22 protein-coding genes and 1 pseudogene are annotated in these 23996 nt (G+C 62.6%); 6 read left to right on the top strand and 17 right to left on the bottom strand.

Annotation, left to right across the window (positions count from 1 at the left end; translation table 11 throughout):
* Window positions 1-31: 31 nt before the first annotated feature.
* The 17 genes and pseudogenes from EV283_RS16805 to EV283_RS16720 all read right to left on the bottom strand — a co-directional run bounded on the left by EV283_RS16805 (window position 32) and on the right by EV283_RS16720 (window position 17926).
* Complete coding sequence (locus EV283_RS16805; RefSeq protein WP_130327299.1) at window positions 32-487, bottom strand: Mov34/MPN/PAD-1 family protein; 456 nt, start codon at window positions 485-487, stop codon at window positions 32-34.
* Window positions 484-2211, bottom strand: a complete 1728-nt coding sequence (locus tag EV283_RS16800) for a ThiF family adenylyltransferase (protein ID WP_130327297.1) — start codon at window positions 2209-2211, stop codon at window positions 484-486. The genes EV283_RS16805 and EV283_RS16800 overlap by 4 nt, the downstream gene beginning before the upstream one ends.
* Window positions 2208-3425, bottom strand: a complete 1218-nt coding sequence (locus tag EV283_RS16795; RefSeq protein ID WP_130327295.1) for a nucleotidyltransferase — start codon at window positions 3423-3425, stop codon at window positions 2208-2210. The genes EV283_RS16800 and EV283_RS16795 overlap by 4 nt, the downstream gene beginning before the upstream one ends.
* 516 nt (window positions 3426-3941) lie before the next feature.
* Entirely contained in the window at window positions 3942-5747 is a 1806-nt protein-coding gene (locus tag EV283_RS16790) for an LPD7 domain-containing protein (RefSeq protein WP_130327294.1), read from the bottom strand.
* A 24-nt stretch (window positions 5748-5771) separates the two neighbouring features.
* Window positions 5772-7580: a type IV secretory system conjugative DNA transfer family protein gene (locus tag EV283_RS16785; RefSeq protein WP_130327403.1), complete on the bottom strand. Its 1809-nt coding sequence runs from the start codon at window positions 7578-7580 to the stop codon at window positions 5772-5774.
* 31 nt (window positions 7581-7611) lie between these two features.
* Window positions 7612-8628 carry a P-type DNA transfer ATPase VirB11 gene (gene virB11 / locus EV283_RS16780; RefSeq protein WP_130327405.1) on the bottom strand — a complete coding sequence of 339 codons (1017 nt, stop codon included), beginning with the start codon at window positions 8626-8628 and terminating at the stop codon, window positions 7612-7614.
* A gap of 5 nt (window positions 8629-8633) precedes the next feature.
* A complete protein-coding gene (virB10, locus tag EV283_RS16775) occupies window positions 8634-9896 on the bottom strand; it encodes a type IV secretion system protein VirB10 (RefSeq protein WP_130327292.1) in 1263 nt (420 codons plus the stop codon).
* Window positions 9896-10750, bottom strand: coding sequence for a P-type conjugative transfer protein VirB9 (virB9, locus tag EV283_RS16770; protein ID WP_130327289.1), 855 nt, complete (start codon window positions 10748-10750; stop codon window positions 9896-9898). Before virB9 ends, virB10 begins: the two co-directional genes overlap by 1 nt.
* The gene (locus tag EV283_RS16765; protein WP_242616035.1) at window positions 10747-11415 is read right to left on the bottom strand and encodes a virB8 family protein; all 669 of its coding nucleotides are present in this window, start codon (window positions 11413-11415) and stop codon (window positions 10747-10749) included. Before EV283_RS16765 ends, virB9 begins: the two co-directional genes overlap by 4 nt.
* Window positions 11416-11443: 28 nt before the next feature.
* The gene (locus EV283_RS16760) at window positions 11444-11689 is read right to left on the bottom strand and encodes a hypothetical protein (RefSeq protein WP_130327285.1); all 246 of its coding nucleotides are present in this window, start codon (window positions 11687-11689) and stop codon (window positions 11444-11446) included.
* Between the two features lie 80 nt (window positions 11690-11769).
* Window positions 11770-12702 (bottom strand): annotated as a pseudogene (locus EV283_RS19500) (type IV secretion system protein).
* A 270-nt stretch (window positions 12703-12972) separates the two neighbouring features.
* On the bottom strand, window positions 12973-13698 hold the full coding sequence (locus EV283_RS16745; protein ID WP_165391818.1) for a type IV secretion system protein: 726 nt from the start codon (window positions 13696-13698) through the stop codon (window positions 12973-12975).
* A gap of 1 nt (window position 13699) precedes the next feature.
* Window positions 13700-16153: a VirB4 family type IV secretion/conjugal transfer ATPase gene (locus EV283_RS16740; protein ID WP_130327276.1), complete on the bottom strand. Its 2454-nt coding sequence runs from the start codon at window positions 16151-16153 to the stop codon at window positions 13700-13702.
* Window positions 16146-16478 (bottom strand): type IV secretion system protein VirB3, encoded by a 333-nt coding sequence (locus EV283_RS16735; protein ID WP_130327274.1) that lies wholly within the window; start codon window positions 16476-16478, stop codon window positions 16146-16148. The genes EV283_RS16740 and EV283_RS16735 overlap by 8 nt, the downstream gene beginning before the upstream one ends.
* Window positions 16479-16527: 49 nt before the next feature.
* Window positions 16528-16836 (bottom strand): TrbC/VirB2 family protein, encoded by a 309-nt coding sequence (locus EV283_RS16730; RefSeq protein ID WP_242616034.1) that lies wholly within the window; start codon window positions 16834-16836, stop codon window positions 16528-16530.
* Between the two features lie 26 nt (window positions 16837-16862).
* Window positions 16863-17561: a lytic transglycosylase domain-containing protein gene (locus tag EV283_RS16725; protein WP_130327270.1), complete on the bottom strand. Its 699-nt coding sequence runs from the start codon at window positions 17559-17561 to the stop codon at window positions 16863-16865.
* Entirely contained in the window at window positions 17558-17926 is a 369-nt protein-coding gene (locus EV283_RS16720) for a hypothetical protein (RefSeq protein ID WP_130327268.1), read from the bottom strand. Before EV283_RS16720 ends, EV283_RS16725 begins: the two co-directional genes overlap by 4 nt.
* Before the next feature lie 620 nt (window positions 17927-18546).
* Between EV283_RS16720 and repC the strand changes: the two genes are divergently transcribed.
* From repC to EV283_RS16690, 6 genes are all read left to right on the top strand, one after another.
* Window positions 18547-19905, top strand: coding sequence for a plasmid replication protein RepC (repC, locus tag EV283_RS16715; protein ID WP_130327266.1), 1359 nt, complete (start codon window positions 18547-18549; stop codon window positions 19903-19905).
* Between the two features lie 226 nt (window positions 19906-20131).
* Complete coding sequence (locus EV283_RS16710; RefSeq protein ID WP_130327264.1) at window positions 20132-21037, top strand: replication initiator protein A; 906 nt, start codon at window positions 20132-20134, stop codon at window positions 21035-21037.
* Window positions 21038-21151: 114 nt separating this feature from the next.
* Window positions 21152-21577, top strand: a complete 426-nt coding sequence (locus EV283_RS16705; RefSeq protein WP_165391817.1) for a S24 family peptidase — start codon at window positions 21152-21154, stop codon at window positions 21575-21577.
* Window positions 21574-22068, top strand: coding sequence for a hypothetical protein (locus EV283_RS19345; RefSeq protein ID WP_207223171.1), 495 nt, complete (start codon window positions 21574-21576; stop codon window positions 22066-22068). The genes EV283_RS16705 and EV283_RS19345 overlap by 4 nt, the downstream gene beginning before the upstream one ends.
* The gene (locus EV283_RS19340) at window positions 22065-22391 is read left to right on the top strand and encodes a DUF4113 domain-containing protein (protein WP_207223170.1); all 327 of its coding nucleotides are present in this window, start codon (window positions 22065-22067) and stop codon (window positions 22389-22391) included. Before EV283_RS19345 ends, EV283_RS19340 begins: the two co-directional genes overlap by 4 nt.
* Window positions 22392-23386: 995 nt before the next feature.
* Window positions 23387-23938, top strand: a complete 552-nt coding sequence (locus EV283_RS16690) for a recombinase family protein (protein WP_130327260.1) — start codon at window positions 23387-23389, stop codon at window positions 23936-23938.
* Window positions 23939-23996: the final 58 nt, after the last annotated feature.

Here is a 23996-nt window from a genome sequence, read left to right as displayed (position 1 = left end):
TCTTCAACTTTCCGTTAGCCGCGGCGCCAAGTCACTCTGGTTGCAGCGCAACCTCGGCTGCGTCCGCGCCATGTTCGAACAATGTCGCCGTGCACATCAGGCCCCGCCTCGAAGCGCGCACGATCAGAAGTACCGCGAACGGGATGTCGCGCTCACCGCCGACGAGATCCCGCATCGAGGCCGTATCCTCGCCGCTGGGCACCGGCAGGTGGTTCGGATGCGAATGCCACTCGCCGAGATAGTTGAAGCGCCCATAGTCCGAGCCGGTACGCTCGAAGAACGCCGCGAGCGCCTCCTGATGATGCTCCACTGACCGGACGAAGTGCGCGGCACCGCCGCTGCGGCTATCGACCGAGAAGTCGACGAGGCGGAAGCTGCCCGGCTCGATCTGCTCTGCCATTAGCACGCCGCCGATCTCGCGCCGACCAGCCTCCTTCACCACTTCGTGGAGGCGCGTCCTGAACTCGTGGGGCATCGCCAGCCTCATTCCGCGTCGCCCTTGCCGGCGTCTGGAAAGAGCTGCTTGGCCAGAGCGGCCAGTTCGGCCTCCGCGTTCTCGTCCTTTTGAGGCCCCCACTCCCCCTCGGGCACAAGGCTGATCGGCCACGTGTCGAACGGCGCCTCGAATATCCATTCCGCCTTCAGACCGACCGCGTAGGCCGGATGCGGGAAGGCCGTGTCTTGCCTCGTCAGCGCGTCCAGGGCCATCCGGGTCATGTGGGCGGCGATCACGCTGACGTCGGCATCGTCTGCTATCAGTGGAGGGCGCTCGTCGAGGGCCAGCCCATACTGGACCTCCTCTCCCAGCGGCATCGGCCGCCCCCGATCGTCGCACCAGCGCAGCAGCTGCCGGCGGGCCGCGTGTGGAACCGGCTCGACGTCGGGTCGGAGCCTGACGACGAACCCGCCTATCCCGCCGGCGAACACTTCGCCCCAGACGAGCGTCTTCTTCTCGCTGCGCGCGACCGACGCGCACAGGTTGAAGATCTGGGGATCGGCCGTCGCGTCGATGATCAGGTCGCAGCCTCCGACATCGACCAGCGCGGAATCCGTCGATAACGAACTCTCCTGGCCGCCCAGGACGAGCCGCCTGACCGTTACGTGCGCAGACGGTCTGATCTCGCGGATCCGCTTGGCGACGGCGTCCGGCTTGTTGAGACCCACGGAGCGCCAGTCCAGATCGTTGCGGACGAGGTTGCCGGGGAAGAGGACATCGCCGTCGACGACCACGAACCTGCCCAGTCCGGCCCGGGCTAGCGACGCGGCGACCTTCGAGCCTACCGACCCGCAGCCGACGATGCCGACGGATGCCGACGCCAGCCGGTCGTATCCGCCCGGCAGCCGATTGGCGCTCGAAGGAGCCTTCACGGTAGTGTAGCCGATCATCTCACGCGGGCCCCCGCCACTGGGGAGCCACATGAGGTGGAAGTCGCCATCGCACTCGACCAGTACGACGGCGTCCTCTTCCGAACCCCTGACCACCTCCAACAGGCCTTCGTGGCCGATCGTCTCCGCGATCACCTTGACCAGATCATACTCGGTGCGGATGGTCGCCTTCACGCCAGCGCCCATCCGCACGGCGAAGCCCTTGCGCCGGCGAAACAGCGCCACGTCGGGCCCCGCCGACCACAGCGCCGCGTCCTCGGGGCCGAGCCGTCTCGGCACCGCCACCCAGTGGCTGGCAATCGCCTTCTCGGACAGCTCGAGTTCGACGGGCCGGCAGATCTCCAGCGACGACACGGCGTCGGCGAAGTCGTTCGTGAGTAGAAACCGCATTCGGACGCCGCGAATGTCTTGCCCGACGGTGGTCGCGTGCGCGCTCTCCACGCGCGCCGCCACACCGTGTGCGGGCTCCTCGCCCTGCAGCAGCCGATGCGCGCTCTCGATCATCATCGCACCGGTGAAGGCCGGATCCCAGTTGTCCGGGCGATACTCGAGGCACAACTCGCCGCCCGCTCCCCACTGATGGCTGGACAGCCGGATCTCCTCCCGGGGAAACACCTGCGGCGGCATGTCCGGGAAGAAGCGCGGGTAGCTGATCGTCAGCGGGATCAGCCGACCCAGGCGCTCGATCTCGAAGTTAGCGGAGAGGCTGCCGCCCTTCCCGAAGGTCCACTCGACGTTCCTGAGCCATTCGTGCTGCTCCTGCAGCGCGTCGATAGCGTAACCCTCGCTGCGCGCACGACTGGGCTGCGCGATCCACCAGATCACGCAAAGCCCTGCGGCTTGCTCGGAACCCGCGCGACGGACCCAAACGACGGAGTCGACGAAGTCACGGTCGCGGCCGTCGCCGCCGTTGCACTACGGAGAAGTCCGCTGGAGCCACCGCGAAACCGTGTCTCGGCACGCTTCGCGAGCCCGGTTCCCATATGAGGCGAGAGTGCGTCGGCCATACTGGAGCCCTGCTCCATCGCCGCGACCTTCGCGTAGTCGGCCTGCGCTTGACGCAGCCACGTGTAGAAGGCCCGCTCGCGTTCCGGATGCTCAGCCCACTTGTCGGCGAAGTTCTCCATGGGATCGCTCGGGTTTGCGATGTGGGCGCGATTGTGGCCGTCGCGCAGAATGTGCCGCTCCATTCCCGACAGGATCGAGAGCAATGCGTCGGCGACATCCTCCTGACCCTCGTACGCGTGCGCGGCCAACGTCGTGATAATGATCGAGATCGGGCAGCAGTTGATCTCGTCCCTTGCGAACATCATGTCCCGATGGCGCTTGAGGATCATGATCGAGTGCTGGAGCGGCGTCCGCACCTTGTAGTCCGGGATCTTCTCGACGCTGGCGTTCATCGACCTCGCGAGCGCGCGCTTGCGCTCGTTGAGGACTACGGCCATCCGGGTCTTGAACCACTCCAAATAGCCCTTCGGATTTGAGCGCGGCCAATCGTCGGTGATCTGGCGATAGTCCCAACGCTCGTTGTCGGTGATGGCGATCGCAGTCCCGGCCAAGCGAGCGTCGTAGCGGTTGGCCTGCAGGATCCTGCGCACACTCTCCCCGTTCGGCAGCGCCGGCACGACGTCCATGTGGAACTGCGCGCCATCCGCGTAATTTAGCGTCCAGCACCGACGCCCCTCGTGAAGCGGCTTGTGCATACTCTGGGCGCGCCGGTAGGACTCCATCTCCACGCGTAGCAGCTCCTTGAGCTGCTGCTGAGTCAGCTGCGTCTTACCGAGATACTTGAGCTCGCAGACAGCATCGACGTCGTACTCCTCGTCCTCGTTGATCGGCTTAATCACAGTGCCGAGGCCGAAGGAGCCCTGCACGTAGACCGCCGGACCGTAGTCCTTCAGCATCGACTCCGGCCTATTAAGCCAGCGACCGAGCGAATTGTAACTCTTCTCGGCCTGTTCGTAGCGGGTGTCGCTGATGTCGAGCTCTTCCGCGAGCGCGGCAAGATAACGCTTAGATGACGTATTGGCCGATGGCATCGATCAGTCCCCGCTCAGATCATTTCCCTGTTTGTTCTTTAGGTGACGCGACAGCTGCTTTCAATGTCGGCCTCCGCGCTGCTCCACAAAAGTCGCAGGAAGCGCCGGGTCCGGATGCACTTCCGACGAATGCCGCCCGATGGTGCGAGAGCACATGTGATCGAACTGCGCGCGTCCGCGAGCCACGTCAGAGGAGCAGTCTGCATGGGCTGCGCCGCCGGTCGGCCCGCACGCCTTGCTTCCCTGCAGAAAACTCTATTCTGATTATTATTGCCCCCAAGCGTAGATCGAGAATGCCCGAAGTCTAGCCGTGCCTCCAAGGTGCGCCAACGAACGTCCGTTTACCTGAGATGTTCGCTCCAAACCGGCCATTCCGGTTTCCACCTTTCCACCAGAGATCAGCCAATTGGGCCCCTGCCCTATCAAATGAACGAACGGCTGCTTACGGCGATCGCCGCCCGATAACGGCCTGGCTGCTTTCCACCAGGTTTCGCGGTTTTTGGGGGCGCCAAGCCGCTATCGCGATCGTGTTCGCGATGGAGTTTTTGTAATAGGCGCGCCTTCAGCAGCAGCTGGAGACCGCGTGCGTTCGGGCTGTGATCGATCACGGTTGATCGAGGCTGTTCTGGGGCCCTTAAGCTCGGCCGTAGGAACAGTTCTCCCCTGCTCGATGGCACGCGCTATCGTCTCGCGCGACTGGCTGATGAGGCGCTGCGCCGCGATCGGCTCGTGACCGAGGGTCGACGTGACGATGGCTTTGGCCGCGACGAACTGGCTCTGCGCAGCCCGCAGCTGGGGATCATGTGCGGCCTCGACCGCGGTGGCTGTCCGAAATCGATCAGCAAGCTGCTGATTGGGATCGCGACCGTCCGCCTTGATAACCTGATCTACATTGCGGCGCTCTACGGCAACGTTCGGATCGCGGTTGCGCCCACCGTTCCCTGGAGTAGGTCTTTCGGTGGTCGCGGACCTGTCGATCGTCTCGGATCGGGCAGCGGTTTCATGCAACAGTCCGCTTCGCCGGTTCTGGACGTCGTTATTGCTGTCGGGAGCGCTGGGCATGACCGGATCGGCATTGCTGCGTGGTTGTTCCATCCCCGTCCCGCGCGCTGCCTGGTCTGGCGTTAACCCGCTTTGATGTGATGCGTTTCGAGAAGGTGTGACCGGCTCCATTGTTTCGCGCGTGGGGGCCGTTCTCACACTGAGCAGATCATCGCCGGTATTGGATGCGCGCTCCCCACGGCGATCGTCGGCCGGCTTGGTGCGGGCGCGCGTTCGAGTTTCCGTATCCTGAGGCGGCGTTGCGCGACCGATATCGATCCCGGCCTCTCGCGCCTGATCTCCTGACGGTTCGGCAGATTTAAGCGATGCCTCCATCTCCGGTGACAGGATGCGCTCTGCTGACCAGCGGTTGCGATTCACGTTACGAACTTCCGAGCTGCGCTCGCCGGTTTCGGCGTTCAGTACTGCAACCGTGACCTGGACCCGCTCGGTACCCAGCCTACGTAGTGTGACCTGATCGCCGACGGCTACCCCCGACTCGCGCAGGGCAGCGGGTAATCCGACCCCCCAGGCGCGCTCTTGTTGACCGTTATCCAGAACGATGTCGGCATAGGGCGTGATCTTCCCGCTCGGCTTTCCGCCATAATGCGCTTCACCGACATCGGCGAGCCGACCGGAAACACCAGCATTGAAGTCGGCGCGTGCCGAACCGGGCGATCCTGCCGCCATCTCCTCGCGATCGGCATCTACCTGGCGCGCTACCTTTGGGTCTTCTCGATCGCCACCCGGCGCGATCATATTCGCCCTCGCATCTCGCTTGTCGCGCGTGCGCGCCACGTCCTGAAGCTCGCGCGGTTTCGGACGATATCCGTCCACCTCGATGCCGCGCAGCGCCGCGTCCCGCCATGCTTCGCGTCGAAACTCCTCCGTGCCCGACACGCGCACCCGGTCCCACCCGCGATGCTCGGCGATTTCCAGCATATCGCGGATCAGGTCGCGGCTGTTGTTAACAGCGACAAGGCGATCACCCTTATCGCGAAAGGCGGGCTTCGTGTCGGAGGCATTCTCGTAATAACGCTGTTCGCCGGTCAACCGCCGACGTTCGATCAGGTAGCGTGCCTCCATACCCTCGGGCAGATCACCGGCATCAAACGAACGGCGCCGCTGATAGTCGGCTGGCTCTCCCCGGACTACCGTTCGCACCGGATCGTTCGCCACCGGGTCCGGGATTCTCTCGCCCCGATCGCGCTCGCCGCCGAAACCAAGCCCGTTCTCGTCCGCGTCGCCGCCGGTCGTCGTTGCTGGGCTATCATCTGCCATGCCAACCTCCTTCGTTCACCGCCATCAAGCGGCGCGCGACAGCCCGATCTGCTGCCAATATTCGTCCATCGCTGCCTCGGCCTCGTCCTCGCTGAGTTTTGCGCCAGTGACCGCCGCCGCCGGCTTGCGTACGAGCATGTCGAGCGTGACCGCCTTCTCCTCGGCAAGCTGCTCCGGCTCGAACTGGACGGGGGCAGTCGGTTCAACCTGGGCCGCTACTGGCAGCGTCGTGGGCGCCGTCAGCGGGAGGCTGGCGAACGCCGGTGCCTCGCGAACCCGGGAGAGGAAGTCGCGCGATTTGAAATACAGGATCTTTGATGCCTTGATCACCGGGATACCGCCACGCAGGATGAGCAGCTGGCCCTTGGGCATCTGCATCAGTTCCTGGGGCAGCATCAGCGCGCGGCGATAGTCGGACTCGGACTGGCTGCGGTTCGCCAGCATCCCATGGATGCTACGGCTCTTGGACGTCGATTTGGTCGTGTAATAGCCAAGCCGCTCCGAAAGTTCGTTGGCGACGCGCAATTCCTTCGGTGTGAACGCGATCTCGACGCCGCAGTTCGCGACAATCTCGTCCGCAACGTCGTTCCCATAGATCGCGCGCAGCTGCGCCCGGCTCTGGATCACCGGCAGCAGCCGAAGGCCATACCCTGCGACATAGGAGAAGCCGCTGGCGATCACACCAGCGCGGCCCAGCCTCGCAAACTCGTCGAGCAATACCAGCACCTGGATCTGGCCGCCGCCATTCTCCGGCAGGTCGCGTGTATTGAGGTCGACCAGCTGCTGGAAGAAGAGGTTATAAAGCGGCGCGACGCGGTCGATGTTGTCGGGCGACACGCCGAGATAGATCGTCATCCGGCGACGGCGGATCTCGCGCAGATCGAAGTCGGTCGCCGACGTAGCGGCATCGACATAGGGGTTGAGCCACAGATTGAGCCGCGATGTGATCGTCTGCTTGATCGATGAAAACGTGTTGTCCGAGGCCGAAGTGAAGTCAGCCAGCGCGCTCACACAACCGACCGATAGCGGGTCGCCGGCAGCGTCCCGCTCCGCGATGACCTTGGGTAAACGGTTCTTCGGGTCGCCATTGGTCAGGTTGCGATAGATTTCGCCGATCGTGAACGGCAGATCGGTCGTAGCGGCTAGATAGGCGCCGACACCGACGAACCCGACGCGCGAGGCCTCGGTCCAGAACGGATCGCCGCGCTCGGGCGCCGGGAACAGCATCACGCTGATCTTCTGCAACTCGTTGATTACCTCGATAGGATCGACGCGGGCGATGTAGCTGAGCGGGTTATATCGTGCCGTGCGCCGCTCGATATCCAGTGGATCGAACAGATAGACGTCCTGCCCGCTTTCCTTTCGAAAGCCGGCGGTGATGTCCCAGTTCTCGCGCTTCACGTCGAGCACGACGACCGAGTCCCGCCAGTTGAGCAGGTTGGGGATGACGACGCCGACGCCCTTGCCGCCGCGCGTCGGCGCCTCGAGCAACACGTGCTCGGAACCACCGAACACAAGGTATCGCCCGCCCTTGCGGCCGAGGATGATGCCGGTGCTGTCGCGCAGCCCTTCCTTGCGAATTTCGCGCTCGGACGCGAACCGCGCGGCACCGTGCAGCGATACGCCGCGGCGCAAAAGCACCAGCATGCAAAGCACGACGATCAACCCGCCGATCATCGCGCCGCGTCCAAGCCAGGTCCGCACCGCCGGGTCGCCTCGATAATACCAGAAGAAGCGCGGCACCTGTGACCAGCGCATCGTTCCGCTGATCTGGTCGAGACCGAACAACGCGAACAGCACCGCGATCGCTGCAACGACGATCATGGCGAGCATCACGATGCCGGCGGCGATCGCGATCTTGCCCCTAGGGCTGGCCTCCGCGAACTGGATCAAAATACATCTCCGTCATCCTGAATCTGGCCGGCTCGCCGTCCGCCGGCTCGAACTTGCGCATCTGCACCACGACATCGACGAGCGAATGCAGCAGCCCGCGAATGTCCTCGCGCCCGAGATCGCGCCCGCCCTCGGACTCCTTCACCAGCAAGGTCAGCTGTTCGAAGGCGCCAGCTGCCGAATTGGCATGGACGGTCGTGATCGAGCCGGGATGGCCCGAATTGACGTTGCGCAGGTAAAAGAAGGCTGTGCCGTCGCGCAGCTCCTGGAGCAAAATCCGGTCGGGGCGCATTCGCAGCGCGCTCTCCAACAGCTCCTTGGGGCCGACCTTTGCCAGCCCCTGCCCGTCCTTGGCATAGATCATATGGACGACGTTGCGATGCGGGAGCGTCAGCTCGCGCGTGTCCTCAATCGTCAGCAGCCGCTCGTGGTCGGGGATCAGCCGGATCAACGCCTTCGACAGCGAGGTCTTCCCCGAACCCGTCGCGCCGCTGATGAGGATGTTCTTGCGCGCGCGCACCGCGAGCTCGAAGAACCGGATCCACTCCCCCCGATCCCGCAGATCGATGAGCTGCCGATCCACGTCGGACAGCCCCTCGGTCACCACGCGCGTGTTCGCGAACAAGCCTTCGTCGCCATATTGGCCGATCGTCTTCGACACGGTCGATGGCTTGCGGATCGTGAAGGAGACCGTGCCCTGCGGTACGACGGGGGGGATCAGCACCTGCACGCGCTCACCCGTCGGCAGGACGGTCGAGCAGATCGGATTCTCGTCGGTGATGTCCTGCCGCGTCAGCGCAGCCGACGTGCGCGCCAGCGTCATCAGCCAGTCGGGATCGAGTTCGGGGGCTTCGTGCCACATCCAGCCCCCCCGCCCCTCGACGCCGACCTCGTAGGGGCGATTGACGACAATCTCGGTGACGTCGTCCGGCTCGAGGAATGGCATGACCGGCTGGAGATGATGCTCCAGCACCGAGACATCACCGATGCGCATCAGCGCTTCAGCTGGACGTCGTATACGTCGGCAAAGTTGAAGTCCTTCGCGACAAAAATGCCGACCTCCTCGCCCTGGTTCTTCTTCAGCACCGGGCGGATATTGATCGTGTTCTGAAGCGCGACGTCGGCCGCCTGCCCCGGCACCTGGGTCGTGTTGGTGCCCTGATTCTGCAGCGCCTGGCCAGCGATCTGCGCGCCATCGTCGATGAGCGACAGCAGGAGCGCGCCCCCGAACCGTGCCCAAAAGAAGGTATCGACGCCGCCTGCGAACCCGGCGCGACCAAGCGAATCGGACCCAGGCGACGCAAGATCGATCGCGACGCCGCGCGGCGTTACCGCCCGGGTCCAGAGTACGAATAGGCGGTTCTGGCCCTGCTGTAATCCGCCGCGATATTCGCCGACGACCTTCGTGCCCTTCTCCATCAGGACGACCCGACCGTTCTCCGAATACACGTCCTTCGGGATCAGGCAGGTCGTATAGCCGGGCTGTGCCGAATTGAGCGCGGTCTGAAGCACGCAGGGGATGAGCGTCCCTGCTGTCACGAGGAAGTTGCGGTTCCCGATCATCGTCGCGCGCGACTCTCCGATCGCGGACTGCCGTCGCAAGCGGTCCAGTTCGGTCGGTTGGTTGGCGTCATCGGCATTACTGCTGGCTTGTTCGAAGCCGCCAGGCGTGCTGCCGGGCACCGACACGGGTTGCGCTCCTGCTTCTCCGCCCGGTCGGCTCCTGTCGCCGAATACCATGATCCGCGAACGCCGAGCCGCATCGGCCATGACCTGTGCCGGCGTCTGCACCGGACGTCCGGCAGGGCTAGCGGGCGGCGTTCCACCCGGTTGAATGGCGGGGACCATCTGGCCATTCGGGCCCGCCACCATCGCCGGTTGGCCGGGCGTGATCTGAGGTGCGTTCGGGTCGAGCGCGGCCGTGGCAACCGTCGGCCCAGCCTTCGCCGGGACATATTCGACCACCGCCTTCGCAGGCGTTGCCGCGGCCTGCTTTTCCGCGTTGGTCAGCACGCGCGTCGTCGGCCCGCTGGCCTGGGTAATAGCGAAGACGCCGATGACCGCGGCGACGGCGGCGAACGCCCCGCCCTTCATGATGTTGGCGCGGTTGGACGACGCGACCGACCCGATCGCGCCGCGATCGACGTCGCCTGCCTCGGGCGTCCTGTCGCGATTGGGACGGACGCGTCTGCGTGATCCCCCTTCCCCGTCTTGGGGTTCGTCGATCACTTCCGGATCGTCACGCTGGATTGCCATCACGGCTGCTCCCGTTTCATGGTTCGATCGACATCTGGCGAGGCCGTGTCGGTGCGGTGGTCGACGCCGTAGGTCGGATTGCCTTCGTTGTAGATGCACAGGACCAGCTTGCCGCGACGCAGTCGTAGCTGTTTGGCAATCTGATGCACGACGACGAAATCGTCGCGCACATCGAATGGGACGAGGCTTTCCGAGCCATCTGGCTGAACAACGAAGATTGCCGGAATCTCGCGCCGGTTGGGAAAACGCAGCACCGTAAACTGCCCGTTGTCCGAGATTTCCGACGGCTGGAGTTCTGAGGCGCCCTGCACCTGATACGTCATGTTGCGTGGCCCTTCGACGACGCCTTGGTCGAGTGCGAGTTTCACCGCGCCGGCCTCCAGCGTGGCGAGTTGCTTGGCCTGCTGCGCAAGCGCCGCCTGAGCGGTTTTCAACGCCTCGTCCTCGGGATACTGAAAACGGACCTGGAAAAACGTGTCCGGCGTCTTCATCGAAATCCCGCCCGCGCGCGCCGTCAGCTCGAACTGGTAGTTGCGGGTGACACCGCCCTTTGTCGTCGAGACGATGAGGTTCGTTGCGCCCGCCCGCTCGCGTGGCTTGATGAAGATGATGTTGCCGACCGGCGCGACCTCCCATGAGATCGTGTCCCCCAGCGCGACATGCGCGATCTCTTCGTCCGCCGCGAAAACCACCTGAGTGGCGCTACGAAACGCCCCGACGATCCGGTACACCTGCGCCGGATCGTAATTAACCCATTTGATCCTCGGATCCGCAGGTCCCGGATGCGGCGTTTCGCGCGCGACCGTGGGCGCTGCGGTCACAAACAGCGCGGCAAGGAGCACGGCGCGCCTCATTGCACTACCTCCGGGTCGATCCGGTACGTCGAGACCTGGAAGCCGAGCGGATTGCGAAAGCGGTCGCCTTCCGACATCGGCGCGGTCGTGAAGTCGAACGTGATCGTCGCCAGCCAATTGGTCGCGATCACGTCGCCGACATCGGGGCGCACGGTGCGGGTGAACCGCACCTGCGCGACCTTTGCGTTGACGAAGGTGATACTGCGCACCGAGGCCTCGACGACGGCGCGGGGGCCGTAGAGGACCTGCGGGCTCGCCGGATTTTTCCGATCGAAATAGGTTTGGTAGCGCGTCTGCTCCTTGGGCTGCGACAGGATCGCCACCGAATTGAAGTTTTCCGCCGCCGCTGCCGGCACCCAGGATTCCCGCACGCGGACATACTGCGCGAGGAAGTATTTGGAGACCGCCTCATTATAAGTGACATTCTTGTCGCCGGTCAGTGCCGTCGTCACCTCGGTCGCGCCGGTGCTGCGATCGACAGTGATTACGAATGGCTCAACGGTCTTGAGCGGGGTCAGCGCCGCGATCGCGCCGACCGCAACGACGTTCAGGACCAGCGAGACGCCGCAGATCGTCCAGGCTAGCCGCCGCGACTTGATCTCCTTGCGCCGCGCGTCCTGTTCCCAGCTTCGCGCCTCGGCGAAATGCTGTTTTAGATCGGTCATCAATACACCTTCGGCCATGTCGCCGCCTTCAACAGCCGGGAGACGGGGCGACGAGGTACGCCGCCGATGTCCTGAATCCCGTCGCCGCTGGCGGTGCGCTTGCTGCGATGGGTACACCGGGGCCGGTCGGTGCGATCGTCGCCGGGATCGGCGCACCGGGCAGGATGCTGCCATACGGGTTGCCGGGTCGCAGATGCTTGCCGTCGCAGACAGCGAGCTTGGCGAGCTTCTGGCCGGTGCATCCGGTAAGGCCTACTCCACTGCCGATCGCCATCAGCAGGACCGCGCACCGCAACCTCGCCGTCGTCCTAGACCGATGCCCCGCAGATCTGTCCATCGTCGGCCCTTCCCGTGTCATGAGTTATTCGAGATCGATCCGCCGCGTGCCATCGCGCGGTTGGCGGCTCGGGACGCGCGGCGATCGGCACGCGACTGCTTCGCCCGGAACATCCGTCCGGTCGCGCCGCCAGCGCCGAGCGTCTGCCGGGCGAAGTCGGTGACGCCTGCCGCCGCGCCCCCGGCGATGCCCGCCGCGATCGACGGGGCTTGGAAGAAGAAGATGGTTCCCAGAATTACGTAGATGCAAAACAGGAACACAGCTTGCATCAGATCGATCTGGGCGGCTGCATTCGCAGTTGAGGAAGACCCGACATCAACGATCAGAGCGGTGATTGCCGTTACAACACCCATCAGTACGATGTAATTGAATGCCTGATTGAGAAATCCATAAAATAATCCGCGGGTTGCGTTGAATAATGATAGAGCGATGAAAACTGGTCCAAGCGCTACAATAATTGCTAACGCAACTTTGGCGAAAACGATGATCGCGAACCCTATTCAGGCAGACAAGCCTGTAAGGATGACTAGCGCGATCTCAAGGCTCCAGTCGATCAATTTGTATAGGTCGAATGGGCTCCGGGCTGCGGCGTCCTTTTCAAGGCGGGCTGCTATGGGATTGGTGGCGTTGACGTAGTCATCGAAGGTTGTGCCCGCGTCAGAGCTGTCCTTGCCAGCGACCGCTTGCGAGATAGCATTGGGAGCGTCGTGGAAAAGCGGCTGGACTATCCACTCATTATAGCCAGCAGATTGCACGGCCGCCCAAACCAGCGCTAATTTGAGGATCCGGTAGAACCATTCGCGCCATGGTTCATCGACGAGACCGCGAAGCACCGCATATCCAACCAAAGCCAGATATATAGCTAGCGCGACGGCGAGCGGGCCGGACACGGCGGAAATCACTGCAGTTAGTCGCGGACCGAGAAAATCAGCCAGTTTCGCATCGAACATCGTATATGCGGTGCTGAAAAAGGTGATACCGTTGGCCACGCTGCCTCTACTGCCCAAGCGTCTTGAGGCGCTGCGACAAACGATCGGCATCGTGCGCTCTACTGCATTCGACAGGCTCACTGTCCAGTTTGCCGGTCCGACAATCGGTTATCGTATGAGCCCTGAGACCGTCGTCGTTGCCAAATTCTTCGACGCTATGTGTTTCCCTAGAGCATCCGGCTAGCGACAAAATACACACGCCAATCATCGCGGCATTACCTAACGAATACCTCATGAGCCCTCTCCCAGAACCTGCAATCGCGTTTTCAGATTCATCTGCGTATCTTGCTGAACCTTGAGGGTCTGGTCCGCCTGTTCGTGCATCGCGATAGCTTGCAATTTCATTTGATCATTGGCGATGTGGCCATTCTCATCGGCTAATCGCGCCTGAAGGTCCATGACCTGCTTTGCATCTGTTGCGTTATTGAGTGATGTTCGAAGTTCCTCGAGGCCGCGTGTGCGCTGATTTGCAACGTCGTATGCGATGTCTGCAACAGCCGCCTGAGTGGCAGCTTGCCCGTTGGTTCGATCTATGGCCGCCTTATAGAACTGATCAGTATCCGATGATGAAAGGCCAACATCGACTTTGTATCGATCTAGGATTATCTTTGCTCGATCTCCTACCGCACCGGTGTTCGAAAGATCCCCGGACATGAGCTTGCTGAGGTCTCGCGCCTGGGCCGGGAGAACGTTCCGGACTGTGCCGTCGTTCAGCACGGTCGCGATGCCGTTGACGTTCGTCAGCTTGTTCATGCTGGCATAGAGCCGCTGCGCTTCGGCGACTTGCGCCTTGGCCTGCTCGACCGCGGCCATCGTGTTCCTGACTGTGGCGAGCGTCTGCGCATAGGTCGAAACGTCGAATGTCGGGATGCCCGGCCCGGCCTGCGCCCATGCCGCCGAGCTGCTGCCCGTCCCGACCGCTAACACGGTCGCCGCGATGATCCCTATATATTCCATGTCACTCTCCTCGTGTCCGTCGATCCGATTGTTCCAGGCGTCGCCTGCGGTGGAAAGCCGGCAGCCAGAGCGCCGGGTCGTCGCCCATCTCGGCGCGCGCCATGTCCATGATCGCAACCGTCTCGCTCCGCCCGGACAGCACTGCCAGTTCGTCATCGAGACCGTTCAGGTCGAGCTCGACGACGATGGAATCGTGACCTTGCTTGACCAGGAACTGTCGGCTTTCCGGCAGAAGGTCTTCGCGGATCAGTTTGAACTCGGCCTCGGTCAGGCCAAGCCCGCCGATGTAGTCCTGCGCCTTACCGCGGGGGTTCGGCAGTAGGATCTGCGTCGCCACCTGCTCGACGATGCTATGGGCAATGTCCGACTTCAGGGCGTCAGCCGGACTCTGCGTGCCGAACACGAGGAAGGCGTTGCGCTTGCGATAGGTCTTCAGACCATCCTGCGCGAAGGCGCGAAACGCCTCGTCTCCAAGCGCCTTCCAGAACTCGTCGATATCGATGACGGTACGCGTGCGCCGCGCGACCTCGGGATCTTCGTTTGCGGCAAGGAGCGCATCGATCCGATGGAACATGTACATCATAACCGGCGTGCGGATTTCGGAATTGTCGAGGAAGTCGGTCATGTCGAACCCGACGAAACGAGCATCGAGCGACAACTCGTCTCGGTCATTGTCGAAGACCCAGCCGAACGACCCGCCTTGCGACCATTTCTCCAGCCGTGCGCCGATTCCACCGGCGTCGCGCTGCCCGAGCAACTCGCGCAGCGCCCGCAGCGAGCGTGCCGCTGCCGGCAGCCGACCGACCGCTGCCAGCCCCTCGTCGATCAACCGCTCTTCGGCGACGCTCAGCGTCCCGTCGGCCGGTGTCACTAGCTTGCGTACCAGCGTTTGCAGGAACGCGACGTTATCAGGCGTCTGTTCCAGCCCCTTTAACGGCGCAAAGCCGGTCGGCTTGCCGTTCTGGAGCGTCAGATATGTGCCCCCCGACGCCCGCACGAAAATTTCGGCGCCGCGGTCCTTGTCGATGAAGATCTGGCGCGCGCCGGTCTTCTCGAGCTGCGCCATCAGGAAGTTCTGGATGACGGTCTTGCCGCCACCTGACGGACCGATGATCAGGGTATGGCCAAGATCGCCACTGTGGAAATTGAAGTAGTAGGGCGAGGACGCCGACGTCTTCAGGAGCGCCACGGCCGAGCCCCAGTGATTGCCAGTCGGGCGTCCTGCGGTATAGGTGTAGAAGGGCGAGAATGCCGCGAAGTTGCGTGACGTGATCGCCGCCGGGCGCGTGCGCCAGGCAAAATTGCCCGGCAGCTGCGACCAATAGGCGGCCTCCAGCGCCGGTCCTTCGCGGGCTGCGACCATGCCGGAATCGGCCAGCGCGGCCCGTGCGATCGACATGTGATCGTTCAGGTCGCGGATGGTATCGCCGTAGAGTGCCAGCGAGAAATGGTGGTCACCGAGCACGAACCGGTTGCTCTGGAGATCGTCGGCCGCATCGAACAGCGCGTCGGCCTGCGTTTCCGCGGCGTCTTCGGTTGAGTACATCTGGTTCTGCTTGCGCTTGAACCGTTCTGAGGCGGTCGCCTTGGCCATGAACGAGAAGGACTGGGTGGCGACGAACGGGAACTGGACGCTGAGCAGCGCACCGAGCTGCCCTGTCCGCGTGGTCGCGGGATATTCACGGATGCCGAACATACCGCCAAAGGCTGAGCGATCGGCCGACCGCACTTCGATCACCTCCGCCCCGAAGATCCCGCGCGATGTATAGAGCGACGATCCGAGATGTCCCTTGACCAACGGCACACGGATGCGCCTGCCGGTCATCACTTCCTCGATGAGTTCTAGTGGTTGGCTGAAGGCCAGGTCGTTGCGCTCGTACAGGCCGAGGCGCCGTGGCGAGCAGCGCCCGGCAAGCTTCTCGAAATCACGCGCCTTATCCTCGAGACGGCGCACGACGTCCTCGTCAAGCTCCTCGTCCAGTTTCTTCGCGCGCGCCAGGCGTCGCAGCAGGTCCGCGACCTTGTCAGCGCCGCCGACGGCTGGCCGCATCAGCAGCGTCACGTAGAGCTCGTTAATGAACATCCGTTTCGCGCCGATCCGGCGACGATATTTGGCATCGAGGTCGCGCGCGAAGGTCGACCGAAACTGCCCTTCCGGATAGCCGTCGTCGATCCGGCGGATGAGATGCGTCCAGACCGACAGCCGTTCGTCCGCAAGATTGCGCCACACACCGTTGAGCTTTTCGTGCCAGTTGTTCAGATCGGACGGATCGCTCGTCTCGAACGACAGGCCGTCGAGACGGAAGCACATCATCAGCGTGCGGTTGTCGAGCGCTATGACGTGCTCGTTCACGTGCCGCGTATAGGGCAGGAAGCGGGTCGGCTCGACCTCGCGCTTCAGGATCTTGAAGGGCGTTCCGCCCGATACGTCCCCGGCTAGGCCTGCCTTAGCCACGGCCGAAGCCCTTGCGCCGATATCCGAGCGTCGGGAGCGGCGAGTACGAACTACCGCCCCAGAACCCACGATTGACGCAGCGGGCCTTGGTATAGGTCCACAGCATCATCAGCCGGAAGGTGTTGGGATCATGCCGCACGATGAGGCGTGACGCCGCGAGCGCCGCCCCGCCGATGCCGAGCGCGTAGAGCGGGTTGCCCGTGATGATCAGCGCCATGACGCTACCGAGCGCGATCGGCACGAAGGCCTCGATCGGGACGCCCAGCACCATCGCCGGGCGCGTCACCGCGAGGAACAGCGAATCCTCGGTCAGCTTTTCCGCCATGAAAGCTCTCCTGGTCGGCGTGAGCGCTCAGGCGCCCACGCGCTGTCCATCAGCCGCCGGTGATCGTGCTGACGATCCACTTAGCGCTGAACACGATGAAGATGCCGACGATCACGGTCACCAGGAGCGGCAGTGACGCCCGGCCGGTGAAGAACATGAAGCCTACGATCACGACGGCGATCGTTGCGATCGTCTTGGCAAACGTGCCGGTGAGCCAGTTGAGGATATTGTCGGCCATCGATGTGATTCCGTCGGTGCCCTGCGCCCAGGCCGGATCGGGATTGAGTGCCGAGACTACGATCACGAGCAGTGCCAGGATACCAAGATTGCGTAGTGCTACACGTCGTTCGGGCGTCATCCAAGACGCTCTCACCGGTGCTAACCTCATTGTCCTACTCCTTTGAAAATCATTACGGAAGATCGCCGCGCCACGGCGAACACGTCCCATTTCGCGGGGATGGGCTGTGCCGGTTTTGCCCCCGTCGCCGGGTCTGCGACTTCTTCCCTCGCGAGAGCGGCCCCCGTGGGATGCGCCAGTGTCGGGGCGAGCGGGTTTCCCATCGGGACCGCAGCATCCGCCACCGGGAGTTGGATGCTGGACCGACCAGTGATCGCCGGCACAAGCGATGCCGCCGTTCGGTAGACGCGCCCGACATAACCATTGCGATACCCACGCTGCGCGTTGCCGGTGTTATACATCGATAGGGCGACGCCGAGTGCGGACACTCCGCCGTACCGGCGACTTGCGACCGTATAGTTCGCCGACAGGACGCGGGCCGCCGCTGCCAGATTACGGCAGGGGTCGAACGCATCCTCGACGCTGAGACCGAGCCAGCCGAGATTGGCACTATTGATCTGTGCGATCCCGAGATCGACGCTGTACCCGGCCGCAATATACCGCCGTGCAGTCTGCGCCGCGTCGATCGCGGTGCCCATCGGCGGGGGATTCTTGCCGCTATTTACCCCGATCGCGAGCGGATCGAACTTGCTCTCGGTATGGGCGACGGACAGCAGCGTCTCTGGCGCGACGCTTGGAGCGCATTGTGCGGCGAGCGCGAGGGCGGCGGGAAGCGAGATCGTCATGGACGCACTTCGGCGCCGGGTTGATTGGCCTCGCCCGACGGGACCGTCTCGATGTTGGCGAGCGAGTAGCGCCTCTGCGTCCCGTTCGAGAACGTCATCACGACAAAGCGTCGGCTTGGGGAACTCTGGTTGTAGACTTTTGCCTTCAAGACACCCCCGCCAGTGCAGGTCGGGAACGACTTCCCCATCGCGAGCTGCGACCAGAGCTTGGTGATCGGTGCGACGCACTGCGTAAACTGGGTCGCGCCCCCCGGGTTGGACAGGCAGAGCAGAACCTCGCAGCCCCAGTCGCTGGCCCGCACCGGAGCGGACCAGCCGCCGGTCAGCCCGGCTACTGCGCAGATCGTCAGAAATGCTCGCTGCATCTCAACCTCCTGTCCAGGAATAACGTCTAACTGTTATTTATGGACAGGTGCAACCTCGAAAGGCGGTATCCGACGTAGTTCGCAGCAAAAGTTTGCTCGTTTGATCGTGGTTTACCACCGGTTCGTCTGACTTTTGGTATCCCAATAGGGGGAGCGTGCTTTGTGTGACGGCATGCCCGAAAGCACGAGTCCGATGACGAAGCGTCCGCATATGCACGGCACCACGGACGCCTTACCCGGGACGATCTGCGTGATAGCACGAACATTTTCTGATCGTTCTGCCCGAAAGCACGAGCATCGGCCGCAGTCGCGGGTCTTGCGATGGTTAAGCATCGTCCCTGCGTGCGATCACGCGATTCGTTGCTGTTGGGCAGCCGAACGCAAGATCAGCAGCCGCCGGATCGGGGCCTGAAGCCCCGCGCCGGTGCAACGTGATGCAGGGAGAAGCCGTGCTGACATGAAAAACCCGGCACAAGGCCGGGCTTTTCGAAGGGTGCCCGCTAGGGGCGAGGTTGCAGTCACTACCTAGCCGAGACTTCCCTTCATCACAAGCATCGAGCGCCTCACGGCGCATCGAGGAACTGTGTCCGCACGGGCTCCAAAAGGGGAGTTACCGAACGATGTCCTATGCTCAACAGCCGGGAGCCGGCTTCCGCCGTTTCGACGGTGCCGCGGCCGAAGCCGCCAGACTGGCGGTCGAATTCCGCGGACTGCCGGACAATTACGGCCATGGCCAAGCGCTGGCCGCATTCAAGCGCGCCGCCTCCTACCTCGATATTCCCCCAAGTGTCGTCCAGCTCATCGACGTGATGTTCGCATGGACGAAACCCGAGGACTGGAAGCCTGGCCGGGAGCCGATCGTCTGGCCGCGAAACGAGAAGCTGGCCCGTGCACTCGGGCTCAAGGTGCGACAGGTTCAGAACATTCTCGATCGAGCGATCCGGCTCGGCCTCATCAGCCACAGGGATAGCCCCAACGGCCATCGTGGCGGCGTGCGAGGTGCCGACGGGCACATCAAGTGGGCTTACGGCATCGTGCTCAGCCCGATTGGTACGCGGATGGAGGAGTTTCAAGCGATCGCCGAGCGCGGCGCACACGCCGACGAGCGTATCGACGCCCTCAAGAAGCGTTTGTCGGCCGCCCGACGGCGTATCGCGAGCTTGGCGCAGACCGTCATCGATCACGGCTTGTCGGGCACCAAGGCCGACGAGGAATTGGCACTGGCGCTTAGCGCGACCCGGCAGATGCGCAATGTGCGCGATGACGCGCTTCTGACAGGCTGTGTAGAGCAGATCGAAGGCCGCGGCCGTGCGCTTGAAGTCGTCGTAGCCGCGGCGCTGCGGCAGCTTGAGGCCGCTAACGAGGTTCACGAAACGTATGATATTGCATCCACGGATGCGAAAGATTGCATTCACTCTACAACTACAAACCAACTCCCAACTGCTAAAGCAGTTACTGGTAATAGCTCGGCGGGAAGAAGTAGCAGAACCTATGCTGCAGGGTCTCCCCTTCCCCAGTCCGATGTCGAGGATGATCTGGCGAAGCATGGTGTCGACCCCAGCTTCATCGAAGCGGTCACCCCGGAATTATGCCATGGCTTCCGGTACGACACTCGCCAATGGGGCGACGTCATCCATCTGGCGGAACGCTTGGTCGAGCAGAACGCGATCACCCGCCACGCGTGGCTCGAAGCCTGCCGTTTGATGGGCGATCGAGGGGCCGCTGCCGGGGTCATCGCGACCGTGTACAAATATCAGGCCGGTGAGGTGCGCCGCCCCGGGGCCTATCTCCGCGGCATGAGCGAGCGCGCGTCGAAGGGCGAGCTCAACCTCGGGCGAACGTTCCATGGGTTCAAGGACCAGCGCCGGACCGTGGCGATGCGCGGGATGCAGGAAGGCGGGGATCCTAGTTCGGTTGGCGAGATCGCACGCCGTGCCCTGTCGCGATCCTTCGTGCTTTCGGGCAGGTCGTCGTACTGAGCGTCTGGTCGTCGACCAAGCTTGCTTCGCATCACGCGATGCCCGAAAGCACGAGCGATTATCGTTGTCCTTCTGAGTCGGTGGCCCGGTTGACAGCAACACCCTGGCTTGGACCGGTAAATCCTCGTGCTTTCGGGCACGTCGTCACGGTCTATAGCTGCGCTGTGGGCCAAAAAGCGGTATTGGATCGAGCGGCGCACAAAGTCGGTGCGGGAGGGGCGTAGGTATGAGCACCAAACAGTCCGTCATCATCAAACAGGGCAACCTCTTCGAGGTCGACAGCCCGCTCCACGGCAAGGTTCGTGGTGAGCGAAGCGTGATGGACTTCCCCTTCTTTGCTCTCTCGAAGGTCGCCGTTCACAAGCCTCTCGTCTATGAGCAGGAGAATGTGAAGATCGAGATCCGTCCCAGCGCGACCGGGATCGCGACGATGTATGACAAGGAGATCATCCTCTACATCGCATCTCTCATGGCGCAGGAGATTTCGCGCGGAGGCGAGGTCGGCCAGGATTTTACCTTCACTGCACATGATTTCTTTCGCATCACAGGCGTCGCGCGCCCCGGCAAGCGCGATTACCAGCGCTTTACCGACGCGCTCGAACGGCTCCAGGGGACGCAGATCAAGACCAACATCCGTACCGGGGCGCAACAGGACAAAGGCTGGTTTTCGTGGCTGGCGGAAGCCGCGGCAAATTACATCACGCTTCCCAATGGCGAGGAGCAAATGCGGGTCGTGAAGGTCCGATTATGCGCCTGGCTTTACCGCGCGATCGAGCGCGACGGTCATATCTACTCGTACCACCACGACTATTTTCGACTCGGTACGATCGAACGCCGCCTGTACGAGATCGCGCACTGCCACTGCGAGGGTGAGGCGATCGAGATGCCCATCGAGATGCTGTCGGCCAAGGTCGGCTCGGCGTCGTCGCTATCAAAGTTCAAGCAGCATCTGAAGGAAGTCGAGTCGGACGATCGGTTGCCGGAATATGCGGTGACCTTGAAGGATGTGATCCCCGAGACGCCACGGATCGACAGCCGGGGTCGTCGAATCACGAAGCCCGACACCGTCGTCGTCCTGACCCCGCGTACGCGCCGTTCGACCCCTGCCCTGCTGGGAAACGCGGCGGCCTGACTGCCGTTGCATGCCTTTCACCTTCTCTTAAACGCGACTGCAGCGATTCACCTGTTCCCAATATGTTCTATTTCGAGATAGGAAGGGCTCTCTTCCCATTATGGAATGGTCGCCATGTCTCCGGTTCGCCTCCATCATGTCCCGATCGAACTGGTGCTGCACGAATTCGCGTTCCTACTGATCAAGACATCGGCGGGCTTCCCGTCCCCGGCCCAGAACGATCTGGAAGAGCCGATCGACCTCAGCGCGCGGCTCGTGCAGCATCCCGCCGCGAGCTACATCATGCGCGTCGACGGTAATTCGATAACCGGTGCCGGAATTTTCCATGACGATTTCAGCGTCGTCAACCGAGCCAAGGAGCCGCGAGCCGGCGCAATCGTCGTTGCGCTCGTCCACGGCGACCGCACGTTGAAACGTCTCGCGCGGATCGAGGGGCGGTTCTGGCTCATTCCCGAGGCGGACGGTTATCCGCGCATCATCGTCGACGAGAATGTCGAGATCTGGGGCGTCCCCGACGGGGTCGCACGTCGGTTGCCATGACAACCCCGATCGCGCTTATCGACTGCAACAACTATTACGTCTCGTGCGAGCGGGCGTTTGACTCGAGTTTGATTGGCGTACCGGTCATCGTTCTAAGCAACAACGACGGCTGTGCGATCGCGCGCAAGCTGACGGATCTTGGGATTAGAACCGCCGAGGCGTTGCGCGACATGCCGATGAAACAAGCGCGTGGAATCGGGACGGTCGTGGTGGAGCGGCTCGTTGTCGAACTGCGCGGTGTCCCTTCCGATGCAGTCGAAACGATCGAGCCGCAGCGAAAGGGCATGGCCGTCACTTGGTCATTCGGAACGCCGGTCATCGACTTCAGCACGCTGATGGGCGCCCTCTCGCAATACGCAATGCGCGCCGGCGAGAAGCTGCGCCAGCATGGCCTTAACGCAGCGCGCCTCACCGTCTTCTTCCATCCCAATCGCACAAGCCCGATCGTCCGCAGTATGGCGCGACCCGCACGATTACGCTTCATCCGATGACCAGCGATAGCCTGGAGTTGATCCATGCTGCGCGCCGCGGTGCCGAGCACGCATGGCGCGACGTATACGGCATCACCAAGGCGGGGATCATGCTGGACGATCTGGTAGCAGCAGAACTTCGCCCGCGGACGCTGTTCGAAGGCGACACCGAGCGGCGCGAGCGCGTTATGGGGGCCTTGGACGAGATCAATGGTCGGATCGGCAAGTTCGCCGCTGTGCCGGCGTCACAGGGATTCCGACGCGAGTGGAAGGCACGCAGCGAAATGAAGTCACCCAACTACACGACCCAGCTTTCCGAGGTGCCGCGTGTTCGTGCCGGCTGACCTCCCCCTCCCCTCGGATAGTCGCCGGCAAACAGGTCACCGCGCGCACGGCGCCTGAAAGCATTGGACCAGCGCCGGCGACGATGCTCGGTCGCGTCATGAACCCTGTGGCAGCGCTGGCAGAGTGCCGCGAGGTTATACTGAGCACTGTTCGTCGGATCATGATCTAGGTGCGCGCAGGCCAACACGACCCGCGTTGAGCGGATGGATGCGATGATGTTGTCACCGGGCAACCTTACCCTACGTCCGCGCCCATCGCGCCAGATACTGCGGTTTGGATCCCACCACCGCCCGTCGCCCAGATGTACGACGACCTTCCCGTGCGGCCTATGGCAATGATCGCAGCGCCGCTTGGCACGCCTGAAGCGAACGAGCTGCGACAATTCGCGCCAATCGATCGGATAGAGCCAGCAATGTTCAGGCCGGATCAGCATGAGACAGCAATTCTGAGTCATCCCAGTGAAGAACGAAAGGGGAAAGTGAGGCGTTTTGAAAAGCGTTGGCGCCGTGCCGTTCGTCATCGACAACGCACCGACCACGCCGCGGCAAACTCCAGTTCCATTGTATACAACGTCGCTTGCCCGTTTGCGGGCGGCGCAGTTACAGAACCTGTGTCTGTGGGGACATGGATGGGGCGTGCAAACGCCGAAGCAAGAGCCGGTTCGAATAGACCGTTGGCGAACGCGTATGTCCAAGCCACTCGGCGAAAGGGGTCCGCGCCAATCTTGTTAGGGGTTTGCAACACCCGGTTCCGAAGCGACGACGCACTCAACTGGGACGTTGCCGGCTCCCAAACCAGGAAACGCAGTTCGCAGACCGGCTAGATGCTGAAATTCAACATTCGCAGAATTCCCGGCCGATTCCGGTCGTGTATTGCAGCGTTTTCGTGGCATGGTTAACCTAGCCCGTAAGTAATTGATTTATGTAAAGTCCTGACGGCGAATTATGTCTGCTTCGCACTCGGATCGGGGCGAGAAATTGGGAGGGATAGGTAGTTGCAGACGATCGGATATGCCCGGGCATCGAACTTTGACGTTGACATCGCAGAGCAGGTGGCTGCGCTCGAGAGCGCGGGTTGCAGCGAGATCGTCATTGATCGCGGGCGTGGGCGCCACCCGCGTGATTTAAAGAGACGGTCAGCGCTGCTCAGCAGGCTGCAGACCGATGATACGCTGGTCATATTTCGCCTCGAATGCATTGCCGTCTCGGGCAAGGACCTCCTGGAAACGCTGTCAGATATTACCGAGCGAAAAATCTGCCTGCAGGTCCTCCATAACAATCTCCATAGCGGGCGTGATGCATGGAAAGAGACGCTGATCGCGATCACTGTTGCCTATACGGCCTTGTCGGCCGCGAAGGGTCCTGAAGAGGACGGGCTGCGCGTAGCCGGTCGTACGGCGATCTTACGCGCAGAAGACTGGGAAAAGATTCAGGCTGATACCAAGGTCATGAGCGCCTCTGCGGTTGCCAGGCAGCACAAGGTCAGCCGGTCCACGCTCTATAATTATCTCAGGCGCATGGAAAAGCAGTCGGAGACTACAGGATAGACGGGTCGTGACATGACCTGGAGGAAAGGGTGCGACTGGATTTTCGATTTTACCCAAG

The organism is Sphingomonas sp. BK036, assembly GCF_004216825.1.
Lineage (GTDB): Bacteria > Pseudomonadota > Alphaproteobacteria > Sphingomonadales > Sphingomonadaceae > Sphingomonas.
This window is presented reverse-complemented; position numbering and strand designations above follow the sequence as displayed.